This window comes from Chryseobacterium salviniae (assembly GCF_035819015.1).
GTDB lineage: Bacteria > Bacteroidota > Bacteroidia > Flavobacteriales > Weeksellaceae > Chryseobacterium > Chryseobacterium salviniae.
The window spans coordinates 211979-236262 of the sequence record NZ_JAYLAA010000050.1 but is presented as its reverse complement, the minus strand read 5'-3'; the positions used below and the strand labels follow the sequence as shown (position 1 = coordinate 236262).

Sequence of the window (24284 nt, the reverse complement as noted above, 5' to 3'; positions counted from 1 at the left end):
TCAAATATAAACAAATTGATAACGCATTAAAAAATACAATAATGCTGAAAATTATAGACAGATATATCGTAAAAAAATACCTTGGAACCTTCAGTTTCATGCTGATATTGCTGTCTATTGTTGTTCTGGTGATTGATGTTCAGCAGAAAATCCCCAGAATTGAAAACGCTACTGCCATTGACCCGAAACTAAACCTTACGTATTTCCTGGTTCATTTTTACCCCTTCTGGATTGTCAATCTTGTCATGACATTTCTTTCCATTTTGGTTTTCATTTCAGTGATTTATTTTACTTCCAGAATGGCAAACAACACGGAGATTGTTGCCATTATCAGCAGTGGGGCAAGTTTTCACAGGTTTGCAAGGCCTTATTTGCTTACCTCGCTTTTTATTGCGGTAATTTCCTTGGGAATCAATCACTTTGTGCTGCCCTGGGCAAATATTCAGAAAAATCAGCTGGAAGCCTATACCTATAATGCTACCAATAAAGAAAAAGTATTGGGGACAGCTCCTGTTTCCGCGCAACTCAGCAAAACAGAATATATTTTTATCAATTCCTGGAATAAACGCGAAAAGAGAGGATCAGGATTCGTTTATCAGAAGTTTGATAAAAACAGGAAAATGGTGTACGAACTTAAAGCCTCGGATGCTTCCTGGGATAAGGATAAAAAAGTCTTTGTACTGAACTCTTATACCGAAAAGACCATTAATAAAGACGATACCGAAAAATTATCAAATGGTTTTGATGTAAAGAAAAGTTTCGGGTATGATCCGGAAGAGCTCTTTCCCAACGAACTGTTAGGACAGAATAAAACAACACCTGAGCTTCTGAAATTCGTCAAAAGAGAAACAGAGAAAGGAAATAGCAACCTAAATGCTCACCTGAATGAGCTTTACCAGAGAACGGCCATGCCTGTTTCTATTGTGATTCTCACCTTTCTGGCACTGTCACTTTCGTCACAGAAAAAACGCGGAGGATTGGGCATTAATCTTGCGGTAGGGATTTCGCTCGCCTTTGTATTTGTATTCTCATTTGAAGCCCTGAAAGTGGTTTCAGAAAACAAAAGCATGCCGCCGATGCTGGCTATGTGGTTTCCGAATATCGTTTTTTCACCGCTGGCTTTGTACTTATACCTGAAAAGAGCCAATCAGTAAAGAAGCTTTATTTCTTTATGATAAAACGAAAGCAATCCGTCATTTTCTAAGTCAATCCACAGGTTGCCGTTTTTGTCAGCATTTTTAATGATGCCATTTTGTCTCCTTTCATTAAGCTCAAAAACAGAAATTTCATCTTTTCTGAAAAGGCTGGTATTGAAAAGATTCATTATGTTATCTTCAGAAGGAGCCTTGCTTAGCTTTTCAACAAGAAAATCATGCAGGCTCAATGTAAATTCACCCAGATTAAACCGCATTCCTGTTTGTGTTAAAATCGATCCGGCACTTGATAGCTCATCGAAATTTTCCTGAAGCACATTAAAGCCAGCTCCGATGATAAAGTAATTCTTTTGATTAATTTTTTTCTTTTCAATCAGAATTCCGGCGATTTTTTTATTTTTAAGGATAATATCATTTGGCCACTTTATTTTCACGGAATTATCAGTCATATTGGCAAGGAAATCTCTGATAACAATTGCGGTATAATAATTGAACAAAAAATCAGACAGCGGAAAATTTTCCGTCTTTACTGCAAGAGTATAGGCTAAATTTTTTTCCGGAGCTGATGACCATGTATTTCCGTACTGGCCCCGTCCCTGGGTTTGATTAAAAGTATGAAGCGCAACAAAATCAGAATTTTCATAAAGTAAAAACTTTGAAATTTCGTCATTAGTAGAAGAGCATTCTTTTAAATAGGAGAGTTGACTCATTTAAGAAAACTTTAAGACTTTCGGGCATTAAAAGTAAGGCTAAAGTGAAAGAAAAACAATAAATTTGCAGATTATAGTATTTTTTAATGAATAAAACAGCAGAAAAACAAGAATTATTAGATAAAATCGTTGAGGCAATCCAGGACGTAAAAGGGGAAGATATCATGATCTTCGATCTCTCAAACATTGAAAACTCCGTCGCTGAGACCTTTGTGATATGCAGCGGAAACTCCAATACACAGGTAGCTGCGCTCGCAGGAAGTATTGAAAAGAAAGTGAGAAACGAGCTGAAAGAAAGGCCTTGGCATGTAGAAGGAACTGAAAATGCAATGTGGGTGCTTGTAGACTACGTTTCGGTAGTGGTCCATATTTTCCAAAAACAGGTACGTGAGTATTACGATATAGAGGAACTCTGGGGTGACGCAGTTATCACCAGAATCGAAAATGAATTTTAATTTTAAAAAGTATAAATGAACAATAAAGGATTTAACTGGTTTTTTCCGATTGCGATCATAGCGCTATTGTTATTTTTTATTCCTAATTTTTTAGGAGATAACAGTGCAAAGACTATTGATGAGGATGGTTTCTTTAAAGAAATGCAGGCAGGGAAGATCCAGAGAGTTTTAATAGATAAACAAGCCCAGAAGGCTGACGTGTTTTTAACACAAGCTGCCAAGACAGCTACCGTAAAAAAAGATGATAAAGCAAATCCTTTTTCAAGCCTTTCAATGGCTCCAAAAGCAGATTACACGCTTAAATACGGAGATCTCAGATTATTTCTTGAAAAATTTGATGCATTAAAACAGCAGAACCCCCAAATTACTACATCGAAAGATTATGCGGAAGGGGAAAGCCCATTAATGAGCATTCTTATTCAGGCACTAATATGGATTGCTATTTTGGGACTGTTTTATTTCCTTCTCTTCAGAAGAATGGGAAGTGGAGGCGGTCCCGGAGGACAGATTTTCTCCATCGGGAAATCCAAAGCTAAACTTTTTGATGAAAAAGAAAGAATCCAGGTAACATTTAAAGATGTTGCAGGATTGGAAGGCGCTAAAGAAGAGGTTCAGGAAGTTGTAGATTTCCTTAAAAACTCAGAAAAATATACGAAATTGGGCGGTAAAATTCCGAAAGGAGTACTTTTAGTGGGACCTCCGGGAACCGGTAAAACGCTATTGGCAAAAGCAGTAGCAGGAGAAGCCAAAGTTCCTTTCTTCTCACTTTCGGGTTCAGATTTCGTGGAAATGTTCGTAGGAGTGGGAGCTTCCAGGGTAAGAGATTTATTTGCCCAGGCTAAAGCAAAATCACCGGCAATTATTTTCATCGATGAGATTGATGCTATCGGTCGTGCCAGAGGTAAAAATAACTTCTCAGGCGGAAACGATGAAAGAGAAAATACATTAAACCAGCTCCTTACGGAAATGGATGGTTTCGGAACTGATACCAACGTTATTGTAATGGCTGCAACCAACAGAGCAGATATTCTTGATAAAGCATTGATGAGAGCCGGACGTTTCGACCGTTCCATCTATGTTGATCTTCCTGAACTGCATGAAAGAAGACAGATCTTTGATGTGCATTTGAAGAAAATTAAGCTGGATGATACTGTAGATAGAGAGTTTCTGGCAAAACAGACTCCTGGTTTCAGCGGAGCGGATATTGCCAATGTATGTAACGAGGCGGCTTTAATTGCAGCAAGAAATAACCATACTTCGGTTACAAAACAGGATTTCCTGGATGCGGTAGACCGTATTATCGGTGGTCTTGAAAAGAAAAATAAAGCCATTAAACCTTCTGAAAAGAAAAGAGTAGCTTATCATGAAGCTGGACATGCTACCATTTCATGGTTGGTGGAACATGCATCACCGCTTTTAAAGGTAACTATTGTTCCGAGAGGGCGATCACTAGGAGCTGCATGGTATTTACCGGAAGAAAGACAGCTTACCACTACCGAGCAGATGCTGGACGAGATGTGTGCAACCTTAGGAGGCAGGGCTGCAGAGCAGGTCATCTTCAATAATATTTCTACAGGCGCTCTTTCTGACCTTGAAAGTGTTACGAAAAGAGCACAGGCAATGGTCACAATCTACGGATTAAGCCCGAACATAGGAAATATTTCTTATTACGACAGCTCAGGCCAATCTGAATATAATTTCGGTAAGCCATATTCTGAAGAAACAGCGAAAAAAATTGATATTGAAATCAAAGGAATTATTGAAACCCAATATGACCGTGCTGTACAGATCCTGACTGAAAATAAAGATAAGCTCGATGCGCTTGCCAGTAAGCTTCTGGAAAAGGAAGTTATTTTCAGGGAAGATCTTGAAGAAGTATTCGGAAAAAGAGCATGGGATCCGGAACTGACGGAAAAACCTGTTACCAACACAATTCCTGCTTCACAACAGCCGGGCGAAGAAATTATCGTTAAAGGTAAAGAGGAAGATAGTGAAATTCAGGCACCTGAAAGTCCTACCCAAATCTAAATAAAATTTAAAATAAATAATTTAAACCTGACAGTTTCTGATTTGTCAGGTTTTTTCATATTTATCGGCATGTTTTTGGATTCCTATATGATAATTTTATATTTTTGTATAAGTGTCTAAAAATAACGTAAATTGAATTTATTCAAAAGGATTGTAAGCAAACTTACCAACCAGCCTGAAGAAGATGAAAAGCCAAGTCTGGAAAAGCTCGGAGATTCGCTTAAAAATGCGGATCTTGACTATAAATTTGCCCAATTGTTTACGCATTCAGGAGGATTTTTCAATTACTGCGCAGATGAGGCAGAGGCATTAAAAACGCTGAATCAGATTATTAAAATAGAAGGAATCAGCAATGTTTTCTGTTGGGATAAAGATCTCCAGAATTTTTTAAACGTTGTGAAAACTCCTTATACCAATGAACTTCACAGTGATAATGACGCAAGTTTCATTACCTGCGAATATCTTATTGCCTACGACGGAAGAATTATGCTTTCGCATAATAACATCCTGCATTATCATTCTTCAAGGCTGCCCAGCAAGATTATTGTAATGGCCAATGTTTCACAGATTGTGAACAACCTTAATGATGCGATGGGGAAAATCAAAAGAAACGGAAACATCAAAAACCTCACTTCTATCAGCGGAGCACAGTCGAAACTGGATACTTCTTCCAACAGCAACACCAAACTTTTTTTATTGTTGCTTGAAGATTAGGCATCAACGTATAAATTTTTAAAATTTTGGACAAAAACCTTATTCAGAGAACCCTTTCAGGAATTGTTTACGTAGCGATCGTCATTCTTTGTACAACGCCTATCGGAGCAAAGCTCATCAACGGCATAAGTCCCGATCTTGTAAAACAGGAATATCTCTATTACGGACTCATTACATTTCTCCTGGGAATAAGTTCATGGGAATGTTTTAAAATCATGAAGTTTGGAAACGGTTATGAAAGATGGGTAGTCCTTCCATTGATCATTTTTATTTTTTATATTTTTTCTAAAAGATATTTCAACTTTGATTTTTATTTTGATTTCAGGATCAGCGAAATTCTGGCCCTGCTTTTAATAGTAATCGCTGTGGTCACTTTATTCAAATACCCGAACGAACTGTATTACGACAGCGGAAAGCTTATCTTTACGGTCATTTATGTCGCTTTGCCTTTCAGTTTAGCATTAGGTCTTCCGAAATTTTCGAGATTCGACGACAGATTTACCCTTGAAGTTCTTTTCCTGTTCGTTTTAATTTGGAGCAGTGATACTTTTGCTTATTTAACAGGGAAATCATTCGGAAAACATAAAATGGCGCCTAAAATTTCGCCTAAAAAAACCTGGGAAGGTTATATAGGAGGTGTTGTGCTTACATTGGCCCTGTCATATTTTATAGAGCGTTATTATCCCGATCTTAGAGGAAACTGGATGGTAGTAGGATTTCTTGTTGCTGCTTTTGCTCCGGTGGGAGATCTGGTGGAAAGCCAGCTGAAAAGAAACTTTGGCGTGAAAGACAGCGGAAATATTATTCCCGGGCACGGCGGTGTATTAGACAGGCTGGATAGTTTTTTAATCTGCGTTCCTGTCGTATATTTGTACTTTATATTAGAAAAATTTATATAATCTCATGAAATTACACAGAGAATCAAAAGGAACCATTACCGTTGCCTCTTTATTGTTTATTATTTTGAGTGCACTGGCGATTTATTTTCTTGAAATGTGGTCACTGATGATCATTCTGCCTTTGCTGGTTGTTTATAGTCTTGTATTTTGGTTCTTCAGAGTGCCGGATCGTGAAATCCTTGATCATAAAGAGAACGTAATTGCCCCGGTCGACGGAAAGGTGGTAATGATAAAGGAAGTGGAAGAAGATGAATTCATAAAAGGAAAAGCGATTCAGGTTTCCATATTCATGTCTCCGCTTAATGTTCATATCTGCAGATATCCGGTTTCAGGAAAAGTAATTTACAAAAAATACCATCCGGGGAAATATCTTGTAGCATGGCATGAAAAATCTTCTACGGAAAACGAAAGAACCACAGTTGCGGTAGAAAGTCTCACCAATCATCAGGTGGTTTTCCGCCAGATTGCAGGATATGTAGCCAGAAGAATTGTTTTCTACTGTAATGAAGGTGATGATGCGAAAGCAGGCCACGAATTCGGCTTTATTAAATTCGGGTCGAGAATGGACGTATTTCTTCCGTTGGACACTGAAATTATCTGTAAGATTGGCGATATCACAAAAGGTGGACTGGATGTGATTGCAAGAATGAAAGAATAATATTATTTCACATATGTAAAGGCTGCTCGGTAGAAGCAGCCTTTTTTATTGTTTTATTGGGACTAAATAATAAGAGCTATCAATAGGAACGGGCTTTAGCCCGTTTAACAATAAATAAATCAATTGGCTTTAGCCAAAATTTAAAAGATTGAAAAGGATTCTAAAACCAGTTAATAAAACTTTTTAACTTCACTGACAAGTTCTAAAATTAACTCTAATGGTAAATCTTCCTCCAGATCAATCAGCAGTATTTTAAATTTTTTTCTGCCTTCCTGAAGAAGTTGTGGATGATCAATTCTGTCGCCGTGGTAAAAGCTGATATAGTATTTTTTATGTTTTTTGCTGAAATTAAAATAACACAGCATTTTCTTCCTGTATTTGAAAAAAGGCAATCCGAAGCTGAGCGTTTCCGTGATGTTATCCGTGTCGGATTTCAGGATTTTTTCGCGCAAAAAAAGAAGAGTACTTCTTGCAGGCTCTTCCAGTCTGTAGAAATACTCTTGTATAGGATTCATATTGATTTAAAATTAATCGAAATTTTGCAGTTCTACCAGCTTGTTGTACATGCCTTTTTTGGCGATAAGATCATGATGGGTTCCCTGTTCTACAATTTTTCCTTTTTCCATCACTACAATCCAGTCGGCTTTCTGAATAGTTGAAAGGCGGTGCGCAATAACAAGAGAAGTCCTGTTTTGCATCATTTTTTCCAGGGCATCCTGCACAAATCTTTCAGATTCGGTATCCAATGCGGAAGTTGCTTCATCAAGAATCATGATCGGCGGATTTTTAAGAACCGCTCTTGCAATTGAAATCCTCTGTTTCTGGCCTCCAGAAAGCTTTCCTCCTGCTTCACCAATACTTGTGTCATATTGCTTCGGAAGATCCATAATAAAATCGTGGGCATTGGCAATTTTTGCTGCAGCCTGGATTTCCTCCAACGTAGCATCAGGTTTACCCAGAGAAATATTGTTCCGGATAGAGTCGTTGAATAATATATTGTCCTGTGTTACCAACCCGAATAATTTTCTGTAGCTGGATAATTTGATATTGGTAATATTTTCTCCATCGATAAGAACTTCGCCTTTATTAACATCATAAAAACGGGTTATCAGGTTTGCCAGTGTACTTTTTCCGCTACCGCTTTGTCCTACCAACGCTACGGTTTTACCTTTCGGAATTGATAATGAGAAATCTTTCAGGACTTCACGGTCTTCATATCCGAATGTAATATTTTTAAATTCTACGTTTCTTTCAAAATTTGTAATTTCTTTAGCATGCTTCAGTTCTTTGATGTGATAGTCTGCATCCAGAATTTCAAAAATTCTTTTAGCTGACACTTCTCCTTTCTGAATATTGGAAATAGCGGAAGATAAAGCTTTCAAGGGCTGCAGGATCGTATAAAATAAAGCAATATAGGTTATGAATTCGCTCCCGGACAAGCCTTCCCCCTGAATGGCAAGCCTTCCTCCAAAATAAACAATCATGCCTATGGTAATAGCACCTAAAAGCTCACTCACAGGCGAAGCAAGGGCTTTCTTCTTAAAAAGTTTCAGGGAAAGCCTTCTTATATTATTAAGAACATCATCAAACCTTTTCTTAATTTGGGGTGAAGCATCGAAAATTTTAATAATCTTCAGCCCTACCAGTGTTTCATCAACAAAAGAATACATTTTTCCCAACTCATTCTGGGCTTCTCCGGTATCTTTTTTAAGGCTTTTTCCGATTATTGAAATCAATGTACCCATAATCGGGAAAACAATTAATGTAAAAATAGTAAGCTGGAAATTAGAATATAAAAGGTATCCCATTGTAATGATGATTACGATAGGAGAACGGATGAGATCAATTAAGCTGTTCAGGATATTGCCTTCCACTTCGCTTACATCAGAAGTTATTCTTGCAAAAACATCACCTTTTCTGGAATTTGTAAAAAATGATACCGGCAGATCTAAAATTTTGTCGTGCAGCTTTATTCTGAAATCCCTGGAAACACCGGTTCGTGAAAATGTAAGGTAAAATTCTGATAAATAACTGAAAATATTTCTCAGGAAAAACATGGATATAAACAGGATGCAAGTGATGAGAAGAATATATTCCGGCCCTTTTTCAATCTGCACTTGCTGAATCTGGTAATTGAAGCTTTCTTTTAAGAATGTGCCTGCTTTTGAAATGCCTTCATAAGTCGGTTGTCTTTCAATCTTTTCTGTTTCTTTATCAAAAAGGATGTTCAGGACCGGCATGAAAAAAAGCATGGCAATAATATTGAACAGTGCATATAAAACGTTAAAGAAAATGCCGGCAGCAATTGATTTTTTATAAGGAAGTATGTTATCAATCGCTCGTTTATAGTAACTCATTAAATGTTTAGATTAATTTGCAAAAATAAGGAAATTAAATGATAAGACGTTTTTAAAGGCCTTTTTACTTTCCTTAATATGTTTTCTTAACTCGTGTTTTGTTACAAACATTTACGAAAAATAAAAAAACCATCGTTTTAGATGGTTTTTAGAATTAAAACTTTACAGAATTATTATATTTCGGAGTAAAATTGTCCGGCGACAATTTCTCAAGGGTTTTTCCAAAATTATTGATGACCTGTGTGAGATTATCAAAGTCCACCACATTAATGTCATCGCTCTCATTATGGTAGTGGCTGGCTTTTGTCATATCAACCGTGGAAAAAGAATGAGCAATAATTTTCTTTTTTACAAAGCTTACATTATCCGAACGGTAAAACAGCTGCTGTGCGGCATAAGGATCAGGGTTGATTTTGAGGCCGTTTTCTGCATGTTCGTTGAAAAGTTCATCCAGGTCAGAGAATTCATCACCGGTCATAAAAAGGGCATTTTTCCCAAAAGCCGATTCTGTGGCCACCATTTCAAAATTAAAAAGAGCCGTCAGATTATGATAAATTTTATCCAGATTTTTGTCGGTGGAAATAGCTTTAGAACCCAGCATCCCTTTTTCTTCGCCGTTAAAAGCGATGAAAACCATTGAAAATTCAGGCTTTTTATTTTTAAAATAATCTGCAATTCCTACAAGCGTTGTGATTCCGCTGGCATCATCATCGGCTCCGTTATAAATATTATCTGTAGGATTTTTGCTGGTTCCAATGTGATCGAAGTGTCCGGAAAATCCTAAATATTGATCTGTTTTCCCTTTTTTAATTCCACAAACATTATACGCCGTTTTACCTTTATAAGTGAAAGGGACGAGGTAGGAGCTTCCTGTACAGTATTCCAGATTGTTTTCCTTAAAAAGCTTTGCAATATAATTTGCTGCATTTTCATTTTCCTGGGTTCCGATTTCGCGCCCCTTCATTTCGTCTGAAGCCAGCGTTGAAAGTACGGTATGAATCCTTTCTTTAGAAACTTCCTGTGCAAAGGAAAATACTGAGAATAAGGATAAGGTAAGATAAGTTAATTTTTTCATGTATTATAATTTATAGATCAATCTGTCGCAATTTAAATAAAAATGTTGCATATCTCTATGGAATTGTTTGCATGGAAAAGCGCCAAAGAATCAATCTGTATACGGAAAGGTAATTAAATAAAAAAAACAGCTCCTTAAAGAAGCTGTTCTCACTCAAAAAATCGTTGTACGGTTATCGAAGTCTGTCTACAGATTTTACGAGCCTTTCATCTTTTTTGATGTATATATTCGCAATAAACAAACATATCATCGCAATGAATGGAAATATGGGCTCAATACCCTTCTCAGGAAACTGAATTCCTCCGGATAAGTTGAGTAGCCAGTAAATCAATACACCAACCAACAAAGCGTTTATAATGATGCTGATGTTGTTCAGCAAAATTTGTCTTTTTCTGTTTTTATAACTGAATACACTTAATAATCCAATTAAAACAAGGACTACACAAGCTGAATCCAGCACGGGCAGACCCTCGGAAATAATTACATCCTGACCTGTAATGAACAGAAACACAGCGGCTAAAACTGCCAAAAATGTCCATATTGTCTGTATCCTTTGTATCATTATAATTAAATTCCCTGCAAAAATAGCATAAATTTTGCACAATTCAAAAATAAGTGTAGATTTGCATTATACAAATGTACTTGAAAACCAAAGTCACCGGACTTACTTTTCTTACTCACAATTAATTACATTTTTTACATTAAATATGTTTAACATTGAAACGTTAAGGTCAAAATCCGTAACGGAACTGACTAAAATCTTAAAGGATTTGGGCGTTAAAGTTGCAAGAAACAGCACTGAAAATGACAAAATCTTTGCAATTCTTGACTTTCAGGCATCAAATCCCAAAGTGGCAAAAGAATATTTCAGCGCCACGGAAAGCAGTGTAGCTCCTGAAGAGAAAACCGCGGAAAAACCAGCGAAAGCACCTGCCAGAAAAGCTGCTCCGAAAAAAACGGCAGCCAGACCTAAAACTGAAGCTAAAGCGGAACAAAATCCAAATGCTGAAGAAACCCCAAAGGTAGAGGAAAGCCCACAAACACAACAAAAGCCTTTACAGGAACCTGCCCAGGAAGAGGTAAAAGCCGAACCGGCAGAAACAGCAGAAGAAACTGTATCACCAGCCGCAAAGAAAAAAAGGAAAAGGGTTTCCCCAACAAATACAACTGTTACTGAAACACAGCCAGAGAAACCGGAACCTCATAAAAGCACAGAATCTCCAGAACCTGCTCCGGCAGAAGAAAGGCCAAACATCCCTCAGAATCAGGCCAGATCCCCAAAAGGACAGCACAGCAATCCGCACAACAACGGAAATCAGAATAAAAACCAGAACCAGAACCAAAATCATAACCAGAACCAGAATAAGCAGCAACAGCAGCAACATTCTGAAAGGAACGACGAACACCAGGAACAAAAAAAGGAGTTCAGTTTCGACGGGATGGTGAGCATTGAAGGAGTGCTGGAAATCTTGCCGGATAATTATGGTTTCCTCCGTTCATCGGATTTCAGCTATATTTCTTCACCGGATGATGTGTATGTTTCTACAGCGCAAATCAGAAATTTCGGGTTAAAAACAGGAGATACCGTAAAAGGAATCGTAAGATTGCCGAAAGAAGGCGAAAAATATTTTTCTTTATTAAGGCCAACAGAAGTTAACGGACGTGATTTAGCATTCATTAAAGACCGTGTTGCTTTTGAATATTTAACACCGCTTTTCCCGGAAGAAAAATTTAACCTCGCAGGAAAAGGGTCTACGATTTCTACAAGGGTGGTCGATCTGTTTGCTCCTATCGGAAAAGGACAAAGAGCAATGATTGTAGCCCAGCCAAAAACCGGTAAAACCATGCTTCTGAAAGATATCGCCAATTCTATTGCGGCAAACCATCCTGAAGTTTATATGATGGTGCTTCTTATTGATGAGCGTCCTGAAGAGGTTACGGATATGGAAAGAAGCGTTAATGCGGAAGTTATTGCATCAACCTTTGATGAGGCTGCAGAAAAGCATGTGAAAGTAGCCAACCTTGTGTTGGCAAAAGCCCAGAGAATGGTGGAATGCGGACATGATGTTGTAATTTTGCTGGACTCTATTACAAGATTAGCAAGAGCATACAATACCGTTACACCGGCTTCAGGAAAAGTGCTTTCCGGAGGGGTAGATGCTAATGCACTTCACAGACCGAAAAGATTTTTCGGTGCGGCAAGAAAGATTGAAGGTGGTGGCTCTTTAACAATTATTGCAACAGCACTTATTGATACAGGTTCCAAAATGGATGAGGTAATTTTTGAAGAATTCAAAGGAACCGGAAACATGGAGCTTCAGCTGGACAGAAAAATTGCCAACAGAAGAATTTATCCGGCTATTGATCTTGTAGCTTCAAGTACCCGAAGAGACGATTTGCTTCTTGATGAGGTTACTTCACAGAGAATGTGGATTTTAAGAAAGTATCTTTCTGAAATGAATCCTATTGAAGCGATGGAATTTGTTGATAAAAACATCAAAGGGACTATTAATAATGAAGAGTTCCTGATGTCAATGAATAAATAATAATTTATTTTGTTAAATAGAAAGCACGGATCAATTGGTTTCGTGCTTTTTTATTTTAATCTATTATTAAACTTCTAATTTCTTTCTTTTACCTTTTTACTATTGAATTCATTCTGAAACAATCTATCAATGTTAAAGATTTATTAAAGTAATCCCTGTTTTTTGAATATCGGCTTATTTATGGTTAAATTTGGGTTAATAACATTAAAAATAAAAATATGTCATTTGAATTACCAAAACTAGGATATGCTTACGACGCATTGGAGCCGACAATTGATGCAAAAACAATGGAAATCCACCATACCAAGCATCATCAGGCATATATCGACAATTTAAACAACGCTATTAAAGGAACTGACCTTGAAGGAAAATTCATCGAAGAAATCTGCCAGACAGGAACTGATAAGCCAGCTGTAAGAAATAATGGAGGAGGGCATTTCAACCATACGTTATTCTGGGAAATTTTAACTCCGGGAGGAAGCAAAGAGCCTGTGGGAAATGTAAAAGCTGCTATTGAAACTTACGGAGGTTTTGATAAGTTTAAAACTGATTTTTCCGATGCTGCTAAAACAAGATTCGGTTCAGGATGGGCTTGGTTGGTAAAAAATACTGACGGTTCCGTTGCGGTAACTTCTACGCCAAATCAGGATAATCCATTAATGCCGGTTGCGGATGTTAAAGGTACTCCGGTTTTAGGGCTTGACGTTTGGGAACATGCTTATTACTTAAATTATCAGAACAGAAGACCGGACTATGTAGCTGCATTCTTCGATGTGGTAAACTGGGATAAGGTTGAGGAATTATTCAATAAATAATTTAAACTATTCATAAAATGAAAAAGGTTCAGAGCAATTCTGAACCTTTTTTGTATATTTCCTTAAATTATTATTTAACAGAAACTTTTTTGGTAGCTTGCTTATTGGCAGTATTTATCTTTAAGATATAATTAGCTTTAGGTAAACTTTGTACATTTACTTGGTTTGAATTTCCATTTAAAATATTTCTACCGGAGAAATCATATAAATTCCAAGAGACTATTTTTTGCTTTCCGGAATCTATATTAATATAGGTTGATGCCGGATTGGGTGAAATTTTAATTTCAGTTGAATCATCAATAGATATGTTATCTGTAGAACTGGTTTTTGACCCTCTTTCCGTAGAATTTATTGTTGTCTTATTCTCATCACATCGTGCTATATAGGCATGGAATTTTCCTGTGTTATAAGCCGTTGCATAAAAGCCAGGCTTCAAATTAACATATTCTCCGGCTCTGAAATCTACAGTAAGGTTGGGATATATAACAGATTCTGAGAGTATACAGCAGATCGCCTGGTAATTCATAGAATTAGTAATAGGCTGATTTGCTGTAAAATTAAATATTTCGTAACATAAACTGGTGCAATTTGAAAATGAAACATCAGGACCAGGAGGGTTTGTATTGTTTACTGATACCGGTGCCTGAGGTAAGCCGCTACTAGTATAATTTAAGAGTGCTCTGATGTTAAAATTTGTATTGCTATTGGGACCTCCCGGATAAAAATCAGAATAGTTAAGATCTGTTGAAAAAGCACCTCCCGGGGCTGAAGTAATAATTTTTGTTCCTACAACGTTATTAGACATATCCAAAATCTGTAATGTAACATTGGTAAATGATGCATTAGGAGGCAATGCAATGTTGCCGCTTACAGGGAGAGGGAAAGTAGGACAGGTTTTCTTTAAAGGATTCAATGTTATTCCAGGATTGAATGATGGTATTGTACAATCAAATCCACAGAAATCATCAAAATATCCATATCCCCAATGTCCGCCTTGTCCACAGTCGCTTAAAATAATTTCCAATCGTACGGTTTGTCCTATAAGTCTTGAGGTATTTATTTTCTCGCATAACCAATTTGTAAATAATATTTTATTATGTTGTTGGAAAAGCGGATTGGCAGGATTGGCCATTACATTTCGCATAAATACTATTTGATTACTAGCATCAAATAACTTAACCTGATAATATGGGTTGGTATTTGAGCTCACATGATCATTTCCGCCATCTTCAAAAACTAATGCAAATGCATAGCTTATTGAACTTTCATTTACTGTAAATGTTCTTGTCATTTTAGTAACATGATACAGATTGATTTCGTTTCCTATATAGTTTTGATTTCCTAATCTTATAGCGTGCGTACCTGTATTAACCCTAGGAATACCAACCACAGGATCATTAGCAGAGTTATCAACGAGGGTTGCCTTTGTTGTTGGAGAAGCTGTAATTGGGGTAGTAGGATTATTGTTAAAAATTGACCAACCGGAAGAGATTTTATTATAAAAAAAGTTATATCCATTAACAGAACCTCCATTATCTTCAAAGCTTCCGTTTACACATTGTTGTAATGGGCTGGCGTAATAAAATTGTAGTTTTTCAGGATTTTTTTCAAAATAAGCATCTCGCAATCTTGCTTTCTTAGCAGAAATTAGTGTTGCTTGGTAATCCGACCCCGATAAAGGTTGTCCATTCTCATCTTTAACATTAATTACATAGTTTATAACTTGTGTAAAGTCATAGGTATTAAGGTTCTGGTTAATAAAATTTTGAATTTCACCTTCTGTAACATATGCATTTTCGAGACGTAATTGTTCATCCTGGTTATATATTTGACTATAACTTTGTGCTGCTATTTTCAAAAATGAAAAGCAGAAAGCGATGAGGGTAAAGATTATTTTTTTCATGGAATTGAGCTCGTAGATTAATTACGTTTGTTTTGTTTTTCCAAAGCTTCAATTCTTTTCTGCTGCTCCTTGATCAGTTTATTCTGCTCAATAGTATAAAGTGTAAGCTCTTCAATCTTCTGTAGAAGCTTAATCTGGAATTCACCCACATTCACGCCTTCTTTTTCCATTTCTTTGGCTGAAGCGATTTCCGGAAGGTGCTTTTTCTCTTTGATATGTTTTTCCACATCTTCAAGCTTTGGAAGATTATAGTTATTCTCAAAAACAAAGTCGGCGGTTGGAGTAAGGGTTACTTTGATTTCTTTGGCTTCAAATTTTCCTTGAAGAGCTGCATTTCCGGAAGGAGTGATAGTCATTAACTCATTCATTATTACTGGAGAGTTTAAAGAAATTTGCTGAGGACCTGCCATTAAAAATTTAAATCCTTCGATACCAACTGTCAAGGCTGATTTGTTAAGAGAAAGAGTACCGTTGCTTGATACCCAGCTATTCGCATTATTTGTATCAGCTTTAACACCAAAGCCCATATATGAGGTGGAAGCGCTTCTTAAAGCTCCCCAATTATTTAATGACCCATCTTCATATCTTATAGCAAAAGCATTAACGCCTTCTGTAGAGGATGTTGCGCCTGTAAGAATATTTCCGCTAACATCTAATTTTGTAAGAGGACTTGATGTGCCTATTCCAACATTGTTTGTTGAAGGGTTGGATGTGACTGAAATAGTTGAGGTTGGATTAAATATTTGAGCTGAAAGATGGCATAAGGATAGCACGAAAAGTGCGAAAAATATTTTTTTCATAAAGTTTAAAATTTTTCAAATAGGATCTTAGTTAGTAATTATTGGATTTTTGTAGGACATAAAATCATTCTGCGATAATGCCAAAACATGTTTTATATTTTGACAGTAAAATATTTTGCATTATAAATTACAGGAAATTATGAAAAGAGACTGCCTGCATGAGGCAATCTCATATAATTATTTAACAATAACCTTTTTAGTGATTTCCTGATTATTTGTACTTATCTTTAAAATATAATTGGCTTTCGGTAAGTTTTGTACATTTACCTTTTTTGAAGAGCCCTTTAAGACACTTCTTCCTGAAACATCGAATAGCTCCCAAGAAAGGATTTCCTCATTTCCGGAATCTATATTAATATATGCAGAAGCCGGATTTGGGTAGATATTAATTAAATTTGTCAAAGCTTTTCTTTCCACTCTATCCAAGTCTAAAACCATATCTGTTTGGTTTTTATTCATTTTTTCAGAAGTTAGACTTTCTTTTCTGCATGGTGATATAAAACCGTGATAGGCCGAGCCATTCTCCATTCTAGTGCCGGGTAAAAGATGAATCATATTTCCGGCCTGCATGGTAATATTATGTCTCGGGGTCAAAACATAATTGGTTTGAGTAGTTATAGTATTTCCAACTACATAATTGAAAATTATATTAGGTTCTGATGTTAAGGTTAAATTATCTGTACAAGGGAAGTACCCCTCCTTGTATACAGGAATTAATTGTGGTAATCCATAACTATTAATTCCAGAACCTAAATTGATTGAATTTATAGTAACGCTCATTCCGGATCCGTACGTATTAGGATTATTGATAACACCCAAAAAAGAACTGCCTATTTTGCTTATATAAATATTACCATGCTTATTCCTTTGAATACTGTAGTATGGGGTTGCCTGCGGATCATTATAAATCTGTAAATAATTTACATTATTTGTGGTAGAATTTATCAGATCAATAGCATATATTGATTGATTACCCAAAAATAGGACGGAACCATTTTGATTAAATTCAGGAAGATAAGTCATGATTGAATTTATATTAAGAGAATAAAAAGTATTTATTACACCTGTAGAAGAATCAAAAGACACCACCCTGTTGATATCTCTGGGAGCAGCAATACCACCTCCTGCAGAATTATCTCCCCAATATGAAACGCATAAAAGATTGGAATAATAAGGATTATTTAATCTCGGAGAAGCCTTAATACTATAATAAGTCCCGGTACCTAAATTCACAGGAAAATTAAGATTACTAATAACCGGATTCCCATTGGAAAAACCGGTATTATCTATTTTATAGCTGTAAAGACTATTTCCTCTGGGAATGAGTATCCAATATGTATTTGCTGTTGCACCAGCAACGGCCGTAATTGCTTCTGATCCAAAATTACCTCCTGCATTATCTGTAACACCTATGTTTTTGAAATTTTGTAAAACAGCGCCTAGAGGTTGACCATTTGTGCCAATTGGTCCAAGTGACATATCCACAATAGAATATGAGATTCTATTTGTATTATCCATAGCACTATCCATTGTAGCAGTAATAAAGACAAAATATTGATTGCTGTTTGCGGGATTTTTAACAATAATGAGCTGTTGAGCCGAAATGCTTCCGAAAAGTCCTGTTCCATTCTGCATCGGTTGATGTTGGCGGTTCCATATAGTTTGGGAATTCATGTAAAAAAGCAGTTTTCCATTTTCGTCACTCGCTGTTCCACATGCCTCATAAGCTGACATTTGACTATCATTTAAGGTAGTTGGTGTTGTGTTGGAAAAGTTTACTGCGGCCTTATTTCCAAAATACCAATTGTCATTTTCTCCTTGTGCACATAAGGTTGTATATAGGCAAACTATGAGCGACAGGAATATTTTTTTTATATTCATATAAAAATCTATTTGGTGTTGGCTTCAAGTTTCTCTATTCTTTTCTGCTGTTCTTTAATTACCTCAACCTGTTCTTTCAGCAATTTATTCTGCTCAATAGTATACAGCGTAAGCTCTTCAATCTTCTGTAGAAGCTTAATCTGGAATTCACCCACATTCACGCCTTCTTTTTCCATTTCTTTAGCAGAAGCGATTTCCGGAAGGTGCTTTTTCTCTTTGATGTGCTTTTCCACATCTTCAAGTTTTGGAAGGTTGTAATCATTCTCAAATACAAAGTCTGCAGTTGGTGTAAGCGTTACCTTTATTTCTTTGGCTTCAAATTTTCCTTGTAAAGCAGCATTGCCGGCAGTCGTGATTTTCATAACTTCGGTCATAGCTACCGGAGAATTAATTGCTGTCGACTGTTGGTTGGCTGATAAAAATAAAAAGCCTTCGTTACCCATTGTCATGGCAAGTCTGCTGTTCATTGATGCATCGCTGGATAACCAGCCGTCAGAAACTGTATTGTCAGCCTTTACCCCAAAACTCATAAATGTAGCGGATGAACTTCTTAAAGAACCCCAATTGTTTAAAGAACCATTTAGATACCTGATTGATAAGGCATTAATACCTTCGGTAGAATGATTGCTTCCTATTCTGATATTTCCAAGTACGTCTAGTTTTTCTGTAGGGTTTGCAATTCCTATACCTATGTCTCCTGTAGCGGTTATTCTCATTCTTTCAATATCGTTTGTTCCAATAATGATAGGATTGTCCAGAAAAGTTTTCATGTTAACGACTCCCAAATTATCCCTCGCAAAAGACATTTCAAAAACATTTTGGCCTAATTGATTGATTAAATATCCCACTTTATTCGTCGGTGAAACGATAACATCTTCAATTTTTGAAGTTATCATTCCATCATTTACCTGAAGTTTATATTCGGGAGTGTAAGATGTTCCTATACCTACATTCCCATTTCCTGTTATGTTAATTACTTTTTTCTTAATACCCGAATTGGAAATTAAATTAAAATTGATTTCATTATCTAATAATCGAATATAAGAGCCACCAGTTGTAGGATTGAGTAAGACAAAAGATTGACCTGCTGAATAATTTTTCACATTATTTCCAATTCCTACACCAGTGTATGTCTCTCCTGGTTCTGATGCCCATAACAATAAGTTTGCGGGGTTTGTTGATCCGTCACCTGTGGAATGGAGACGAATTACCGACCCTGCATGCGCACTAGAAACGGTAAGCTTTTCTGTCGGGGCATTTGTTCCTATTCCTACATTATTAGTAAATGGATTAGTTGTAGTAGAAACAGTAGAAGTTGGGTTGAAAATTTGAGCTGATAGCAGGCATACAGATAGCACAGAAAGTGCTGAAAACATTTTCTTCATGAATTTAATTGAATTTTCTGATTATTTTTTTGGCTCACTGATTTCTATTGTCAGTATGTTACAAATCTAATTAAAATATAATAATGTTATATAAATAATTTGTGAATTATCTCATATTATCATTTCCCGAAAGCCCGTTCATCCTCAGTCCGTATTTCCAGTTTACATAGGCAAAGACCTGATATAATTTATACTCGAATTTTATCCCGTAATTTTCTTTAGGATCATAATCAATGGAAGATTCTATAATATTTCGATATCTTCCTGAAAAAAAGTAGGAATTCCATTCGCTTACTAATAGAGTATTCTTTGTTTTCAGATAAGATTCTGAATATTGGCTGACAGGTTTTGCTACTGCGCTCATAAAATAATCAAACTGTGTGTCAATTACCGTGAGATCCCACTCGCCGTCATCGTTTTTAGAAGGTTTCATTACAGATTTCTCTTTATCGTTTTTTGCATTGTCCTGTGCTGAACAGCTGAATGGTAAAAGAACGATGATAATGAGAAAAATTAGATTTTTCATACATATAAAGGTACATAAAAAAAAGCACTCGAAATGAGTGCCTGAATTTTAGGGTTCTTTTTGGAGTACTACAAACGCCGGGAAGTGGTCGCTGTATCCTCCTGTAAACTGATCGCCGTTCCAAGATCTGAAAGGATAGCCTCTGTAATTTCCTTCTTTGTTTACCAGATAAGGCGGCGCGAAAACCTCCGCTTTATAAACCGAATATTCTTTTGTTACCTGATCTGAGATTAAGTTTTTAGAAACTATAATCTGGTCAAATAAATTAGGAGCATCCTGATATGCCAGTGATGCGACTCCTTTTTTGTATAAAGGATACATTAAATTAAGATATGGTGTTTCCTCACTTAAATCTTTCGGGCTTGGCTGAGCTTTCAGATAATTTTTTAAGCTTGAACTTACCGGGTCATCATTAAAGTCTCCCATCGCAAAGAGTTTTGTAGAAGGATCTGCCGCTCTTACACTGTCCATTTGCTGTTTTAATAAAGCGGCGGCTGCATTTCTTTTAGGAAGCGAAGCTGCTTCCCCACCTCTTCTGGAAGGCCAGTGGTTCATGAAAAATGCTACCTTTTCATTATCAAGAAAACCGGTAACAATAAGAATATCTCTTGTGTATTCTCTCTTTCCGTTTTCACCGAAAACTTTCAGTTCTTTTTTTAATGAATTGGAGGGTGTAAATCTCCTTTTCTGATAGATAAGTGCTACATCAATTCCTCTGTAATCATAAGAATTGTAATGGATAATTCCGTAATCATATTTCTTTAATGCCGGTTCTTTTACAAGATCTTCAATCACCTGTCTGTTTTCAACCTCAATAAGCCCTACCACAACAGGTGCTGTTTTTGTGTATTGAGCGCCCATTTCGGAAATTACCTTGGCTTCATTAGCAAGTTTTGCCTTATAAATTTTGGTATTGTAATTTTTTGCGCTTTGTGGAGTGAATTCTTCAGAGCCACTTTGATACCTCACGGCTTTTTTCCCCACTAATGCACCGTCACTCCAAACCCCTTCGTATTTTTCAGCTTCCAGATATTTAATGGAATCCATTGGGATGCTTCTGTGGAATGCCGGATTTTTAATATCTTTTGTACCGTCGATATAATCTGCTGAACGTATAGTGTCCCAAAGGTTTTCTACATTCAGAAATCCTACGGTTGCAACTTTTCTCAGTTTTCCCTGCTGTTGAGAGAATGCCATCACAGATAAAAGGACGGCCAGGAAACTCGAAAATCTCTTCATTATTTAGAGTATTATTAATATTATTTAATCTGCAAATTTACTTTTTTTTAATTCATGGCATTTTAAATATTTGTAAATTTAAAATATAATGGTTGCGCATTTACTTATAATGATTCTTAAAAGTTTGCAATGTTAAGAAAAAATAACGTAGAAATCATTTTAGATTACAAATTTTAACTAAATTTGCCTCCCCAACTTTTAAACTGTTGAGAATTAACAAGAAAAGTATTTAAAAATAAATATACTCATGATTAAAAAACTATCATTAGTCTCTTTATTTACTCTGCTTCCAGCTTCATATTATTTTGCGCAGACTACGGTTTCTGCGTATCTGAAAGATGCTGATGGAAAGCCTGTTGAAAGGGCAGAAGTAGATCTAAAAGGGAAGGACAATGATGTAACGGCAGACAAAATAGGATATTTCCAGTTTGTAGATCTTATGCCGGGACATTACCAAATTGTAATAACCAAACCGAATTACGAAACCAAAGTAATGGAGTTTGATGTAATGGACAGTGAGAAGAAAAAGGATTTAGGGGTAATTACTCTTTATTCTACACTTACAAGTGCAGACCAGGGTTTAGCGATTATTGACACCGATGATGAAAGTGATGAAAGCAGCAACCAGGTTTCCACGGTAGGTTTGTTGCAGTCTTCTCAGGATGTATTCAACAGAATTGCGGCGTTTGATTTGGGTTTTTACTGGTTCCGTCCGAGAGGTATTGATGGAAGAACAGGAGAAACGATGATGAATGGGGTGTCCATGGTAAAATCTGATAATGGTAATGTAGATTTCAGCAACTGGGGTGGCCTCAATGAAATTACAAGATATCCGGAAATCGCAACCAATCATTCTCCCTCAGAATATGCATTTGGCGGCACCAGCGGAGTTATTTATAAAAATACGAAAGCCAGCGAATACAGAAAAGGCTTTCAGTTTACACAATCGTTAACCAACAGAAACTACAGAAACCGAACTTCTTTACGATACAGCTCCGGAATGAGCAAAAGCGGATGGGCGTTCACTTTAATGGGCGCAAGAAGATGGGCAGAAGAAGGTATCCAGGAAGGAACTTTCTATGATGCATACGGAACCTATCTGGGTGTTGAGAAAAAATTCAGTGACCGACATACTATGACTTTCAACTTTATTGGTTCTCCATACAGAAGATCTACAGCCAGCCCAAGTACCCAGGAAGTGTATGACTACAGAGGGGTACACTACAATTCTTACTGGGGATGGCAGGATGGAGAAAAGAGAAGCGAAAGAGTAAGAAAAGGCTTCCAGCCGATCTTCCAGCTGCAGGATTTCTGGAAAATCAATAAAAACTCAAATCTCTGGACTACAGTTTCCTATCAGTTAGGGAAAGACAGAGGTTCCCGTTTAGACTGGAACGGCGTATCCAACCCGTCTCCGACTTACTATCGAAATCTGCCGAGCTACTATATCAACAGTATTATTTATAATGCCACCAACAATCCACAGTTTACACCAGATCAGTTTACTACTTTAACTACGGCTTACAACGAAAGCTTAAACAGCTGGGTAAATGGCGACCCGGAAGTTACACAGATCAATTGGGACAGAATCTATAGAAACAACCTGAAAAATGATGTTGTAGATCAGGCAGAAATGTCCAGACTTTACGGATTAAACGGAAAGCGGTCAAAAATATATCTTGTTGATGATGTAAGCGATGACAAAATATTGAATGCCGGAACACATTACACTTATAATTTCAACGACCGTACAAAGTTTATCCTAAATGTATCTTACCAGAATTACAGATCTGAATTATACCGTGAGGTTAAAGATCTTTTAGGAGGAGATTATGCTATTAACGTAGACCCTTTCAAAGAAACGGCAAAACCGGGATCTTCAGGTTTCTTTAATACTCTGGATTCTAATGTTGAGGTGAAGGAAGGTGATCGTATGACCTATAATTACATCTTAAGAAGACAGGAAGCAAAAGTAAATCCGGGGCTGAAGTTTTCAACAGGGAATTTTGATGTTTTCGTTTCTGCAATGGCAGGCTATTCTTCTTCAAACAGAGACGGATTATTTAAGCATTATCTATACGAAGATTCTTATGGAAAAAGCAAAGACTACGATTTCTGGAACTTCGGTCTGAAGGGGCAGATTGTTTATCGAATCAACGGTAGAAACTTCCTGGTGTACAATGGAGCGATATTCAACCAGGCGCCGTTCCTTGAAGATTTGTTTATTAATCCAAGAGTTAATTCGCTCGTAAATCCAAACATTAAGAGTACCGTCTACACGGCAAATGATTTAAGTTATGTGGTAAGTACTCCTTTTTTAAAAGTAAGAGCAACAGCTTATTTGGTTGATACCCAAAATGAAACAAATGTACAGCGTTTTTTTGCCGATGGTATTCAGCTGAATAATACAAATCCGGACGGAACCGTTTCTCAGGTTCAGAGTGCTTTCGTAACGCAGGTTATGTCTAATGTTGAAAAAAGAAACATGGGTGCCGAACTCGGTGTTGATGTTAAAGTATTCCCCACATTATCTGTGCAGGGTCTGGCAAGCTACGGGCAGTTTGTGTACAGAAACAATCCGGATGTATATCTTGTCTCCGATGCTTCAGGAAGCAGTGTTACTTCATTCGGAAAAGCTTATATTAAAAACTATAAACTGGGCGGCACACCTCAGCAGGCTTTCTCGTTAGGTATCCGATACAATAACCCGAGTTACTGGTGGATAGGTGCTAACTGGAATTATCTTGATGATAATTTCCTGGACCCGGCTCCGGCATTAAGAACAAATAATTTTATTCAGAATGCATATTCAAGCACGCCTTATCTTGGGCTTACCAATGATGATGTGAGAGATTTGCTGAAGCCCGTAAAGCTTCCTTCCGCATTTTTCTTCAATGCCAATGTTGGAAAATCTTTCGTATTCGGAAAATATTACCTTTTAATCACAGCATCTGTTAATAATATTTTAGATAATAAAAGATACATTACAGGAGGTTTTGAACAGACAAGAGAGACCAAAGCTGTCGATTTTGCAACAGATTATCTTAGCCCTTCACCTTCATTTGCGCCAAGATACTGGTACACTCAGGGACGTTCCTATTTTATTAACTTACAATTCAGATTCTAATAAAAATAAAAC

The 24284-nt window shown here is 36.7% G+C and carries 20 protein-coding genes; 9 read left to right on the top strand and 11 right to left on the bottom strand.

Features of this window, described 5'->3' with window-relative positions; genetic code table 11:
- Positions 1-44: 44 nt before the first annotated feature.
- Positions 45-1154, top strand: coding sequence for an LptF/LptG family permease (locus SOP96_RS16310; RefSeq protein ID WP_326321985.1), 1110 nt, complete (start codon positions 45-47; stop codon positions 1152-1154).
- Here the strand turns inward: SOP96_RS16310 and SOP96_RS16305 are convergent.
- The gene (locus SOP96_RS16305) at positions 1148-1864 is read right to left on the bottom strand and encodes a biotin--[acetyl-CoA-carboxylase] ligase (RefSeq protein ID WP_326321960.1); all 717 of its coding nucleotides are present in this window, start codon (positions 1862-1864) and stop codon (positions 1148-1150) included. The two genes, SOP96_RS16310 and SOP96_RS16305, sit on opposite strands and share 7 nt — an antisense overlap.
- A gap of 86 nt (positions 1865-1950) precedes the next feature.
- Between SOP96_RS16305 and rsfS the strand changes: the two genes are divergently transcribed.
- The 5 genes from rsfS to SOP96_RS16280 all read left to right on the top strand — a co-directional run bounded on the left by rsfS (position 1951) and on the right by SOP96_RS16280 (position 6618).
- Positions 1951-2319, top strand: coding sequence for a ribosome silencing factor (gene rsfS, locus SOP96_RS16300; RefSeq protein ID WP_326321959.1), 369 nt, complete (start codon positions 1951-1953; stop codon positions 2317-2319).
- A 15-nt stretch (positions 2320-2334) separates the two neighbouring features.
- Positions 2335-4347, top strand: a complete 2013-nt coding sequence (gene ftsH / locus SOP96_RS16295; protein ID WP_326321958.1) for an ATP-dependent zinc metalloprotease FtsH — start codon at positions 2335-2337, stop codon at positions 4345-4347.
- 132 nt (positions 4348-4479) lie between these two features.
- On the top strand, positions 4480-5061 hold the full coding sequence (locus tag SOP96_RS16290) for an LUD domain-containing protein (RefSeq protein WP_326321957.1): 582 nt from the start codon (positions 4480-4482) through the stop codon (positions 5059-5061).
- Between the two features lie 26 nt (positions 5062-5087).
- Positions 5088-5960: a phosphatidate cytidylyltransferase gene (locus SOP96_RS16285; RefSeq protein WP_326321956.1), complete on the top strand. Its 873-nt coding sequence runs from the start codon at positions 5088-5090 to the stop codon at positions 5958-5960.
- Between the two features lie 4 nt (positions 5961-5964).
- Positions 5965-6618, top strand: coding sequence for a phosphatidylserine decarboxylase family protein (locus SOP96_RS16280; protein WP_326321955.1), 654 nt, complete (start codon positions 5965-5967; stop codon positions 6616-6618).
- A 170-nt stretch (positions 6619-6788) separates the two neighbouring features.
- Here SOP96_RS16280 and SOP96_RS16275 read toward each other — a convergent pair whose 3' ends face one another.
- From SOP96_RS16275 to SOP96_RS16260, 4 genes are all read right to left on the bottom strand, one after another.
- The gene (locus SOP96_RS16275) at positions 6789-7133 is read right to left on the bottom strand and encodes a DUF1801 domain-containing protein (protein WP_326321954.1); all 345 of its coding nucleotides are present in this window, start codon (positions 7131-7133) and stop codon (positions 6789-6791) included.
- Positions 7134-7145: 12 nt separating this feature from the next.
- A complete protein-coding gene (locus tag SOP96_RS16270; RefSeq protein ID WP_326321953.1) occupies positions 7146-8975 on the bottom strand; it encodes an ABC transporter ATP-binding protein in 1830 nt (609 codons plus the stop codon).
- Between the two features lie 154 nt (positions 8976-9129).
- Positions 9130-10050: a M28 family peptidase gene (locus SOP96_RS16265; protein WP_326321952.1), complete on the bottom strand. Its 921-nt coding sequence runs from the start codon at positions 10048-10050 to the stop codon at positions 9130-9132.
- Positions 10051-10222: 172 nt separating this feature from the next.
- On the bottom strand, positions 10223-10612 hold the full coding sequence (locus SOP96_RS16260) for a DUF4293 family protein (RefSeq protein WP_326321951.1): 390 nt from the start codon (positions 10610-10612) through the stop codon (positions 10223-10225).
- 145 nt (positions 10613-10757) lie between these two features.
- On the opposite strand from SOP96_RS16260, the gene rho reads away from it, so the two are divergent.
- Both rho and SOP96_RS16250 read left to right on the top strand, forming a co-directional pair.
- The gene (rho, locus tag SOP96_RS16255; protein WP_326321950.1) at positions 10758-12596 is read left to right on the top strand and encodes a transcription termination factor Rho; all 1839 of its coding nucleotides are present in this window, start codon (positions 10758-10760) and stop codon (positions 12594-12596) included.
- A gap of 218 nt (positions 12597-12814) precedes the next feature.
- Positions 12815-13411 carry a superoxide dismutase gene (locus tag SOP96_RS16250; protein ID WP_326321949.1) on the top strand — a complete coding sequence of 199 codons (597 nt, stop codon included), beginning with the start codon at positions 12815-12817 and terminating at the stop codon, positions 13409-13411.
- Between the two features lie 70 nt (positions 13412-13481).
- On the opposite strand, the gene SOP96_RS16245 is transcribed toward SOP96_RS16250, so the two are convergent.
- From SOP96_RS16245 to SOP96_RS16220, 6 genes are all read right to left on the bottom strand, one after another.
- Positions 13482-15314: a T9SS type A sorting domain-containing protein gene (locus tag SOP96_RS16245; RefSeq protein WP_326321948.1), complete on the bottom strand. Its 1833-nt coding sequence runs from the start codon at positions 15312-15314 to the stop codon at positions 13482-13484.
- Between the two features lie 17 nt (positions 15315-15331).
- Positions 15332-16114, bottom strand: coding sequence for a hypothetical protein (locus SOP96_RS16240; RefSeq protein ID WP_326321947.1), 783 nt, complete (start codon positions 16112-16114; stop codon positions 15332-15334).
- 177 nt (positions 16115-16291) lie between these two features.
- Entirely contained in the window at positions 16292-17995 is a 1704-nt protein-coding gene (locus SOP96_RS16235) for a T9SS type A sorting domain-containing protein (protein ID WP_326321946.1), read from the bottom strand.
- An 8-nt stretch (positions 17996-18003) separates the two neighbouring features.
- Positions 18004-19380 carry a hypothetical protein gene (locus SOP96_RS16230; protein ID WP_326321945.1) on the bottom strand — a complete coding sequence of 459 codons (1377 nt, stop codon included), beginning with the start codon at positions 19378-19380 and terminating at the stop codon, positions 18004-18006.
- 106 nt (positions 19381-19486) lie between these two features.
- Positions 19487-19906 carry a DUF6146 family protein gene (locus SOP96_RS16225; protein WP_326321944.1) on the bottom strand — a complete coding sequence of 140 codons (420 nt, stop codon included), beginning with the start codon at positions 19904-19906 and terminating at the stop codon, positions 19487-19489.
- A gap of 48 nt (positions 19907-19954) precedes the next feature.
- Positions 19955-21145 (bottom strand): endonuclease/exonuclease/phosphatase family protein, encoded by a 1191-nt coding sequence (locus tag SOP96_RS16220; RefSeq protein WP_326321943.1) that lies wholly within the window; start codon positions 21143-21145, stop codon positions 19955-19957.
- A gap of 247 nt (positions 21146-21392) precedes the next feature.
- Here SOP96_RS16220 and SOP96_RS16215 point away from each other — a divergent pair, with 247 nt between their 5' ends.
- On the top strand, positions 21393-24272 hold the full coding sequence (locus tag SOP96_RS16215) for a carboxypeptidase regulatory-like domain-containing protein (protein WP_326321942.1): 2880 nt from the start codon (positions 21393-21395) through the stop codon (positions 24270-24272).
- Positions 24273-24284 lie beyond the last annotated feature (12 nt).

Excerpts from the sequence above, each read along its gene's own strand:
- SOP96_RS16305 (WP_326321960.1), bottom strand. The coding sequence starts at position 1,864 with ATGAGTCAACTCTCCTATTTAAAAGAATGCTCTTCTACTAATGACGAA.
- rsfS (WP_326321959.1), top strand. The coding sequence starts at position 1,951 with ATGAATAAAACAGCAGAAAAACAAGAATTATTAGATAAAATCGTTGAG.
- ftsH (WP_326321958.1), top strand. The coding sequence starts at position 2,335 with ATGAACAATAAAGGATTTAACTGGTTTTTTCCGATTGCGATCATAGCG.
- SOP96_RS16280 (WP_326321955.1), top strand. The coding sequence starts at position 5,965 with ATGAAATTACACAGAGAATCAAAAGGAACCATTACCGTTGCCTCTTTA.
- SOP96_RS16275 (WP_326321954.1), bottom strand. The coding sequence starts at position 7,133 with ATGAATCCTATACAAGAGTATTTCTACAGACTGGAAGAGCCTGCAAGA.
- SOP96_RS16270 (WP_326321953.1), bottom strand. The coding sequence starts at position 8,975 with ATGAGTTACTATAAACGAGCGATTGATAACATACTTCCTTATAAAAAA.
- SOP96_RS16265 (WP_326321952.1), bottom strand. The coding sequence starts at position 10,050 with ATGAAAAAATTAACTTATCTTACCTTATCCTTATTCTCAGTATTTTCC.
- SOP96_RS16260 (WP_326321951.1), bottom strand. The coding sequence starts at position 10,612 with ATGATACAAAGGATACAGACAATATGGACATTTTTGGCAGTTTTAGCC.
- rho (WP_326321950.1), top strand. The coding sequence starts at position 10,758 with ATGTTTAACATTGAAACGTTAAGGTCAAAATCCGTAACGGAACTGACT.
- SOP96_RS16250 (WP_326321949.1), top strand. The coding sequence starts at position 12,815 with ATGTCATTTGAATTACCAAAACTAGGATATGCTTACGACGCATTGGAG.
- SOP96_RS16245 (WP_326321948.1), bottom strand. The coding sequence starts at position 15,314 with ATGAAAAAAATAATCTTTACCCTCATCGCTTTCTGCTTTTCATTTTTG.
- SOP96_RS16240 (WP_326321947.1), bottom strand. The coding sequence starts at position 16,114 with ATGAAAAAAATATTTTTCGCACTTTTCGTGCTATCCTTATGCCATCTT.
- SOP96_RS16235 (WP_326321946.1), bottom strand. The coding sequence starts at position 17,995 with ATGAATATAAAAAAAATATTCCTGTCGCTCATAGTTTGCCTATATACA.
- SOP96_RS16230 (WP_326321945.1), bottom strand. The coding sequence starts at position 19,380 with ATGAAGAAAATGTTTTCAGCACTTTCTGTGCTATCTGTATGCCTGCTA.
- SOP96_RS16225 (WP_326321944.1), bottom strand. The coding sequence starts at position 19,906 with ATGAAAAATCTAATTTTTCTCATTATCATCGTTCTTTTACCATTCAGC.
- SOP96_RS16220 (WP_326321943.1), bottom strand. The coding sequence starts at position 21,145 with ATGAAGAGATTTTCGAGTTTCCTGGCCGTCCTTTTATCTGTGATGGCA.
- SOP96_RS16215 (WP_326321942.1), top strand. The coding sequence starts at position 21,393 with ATGATTAAAAAACTATCATTAGTCTCTTTATTTACTCTGCTTCCAGCT.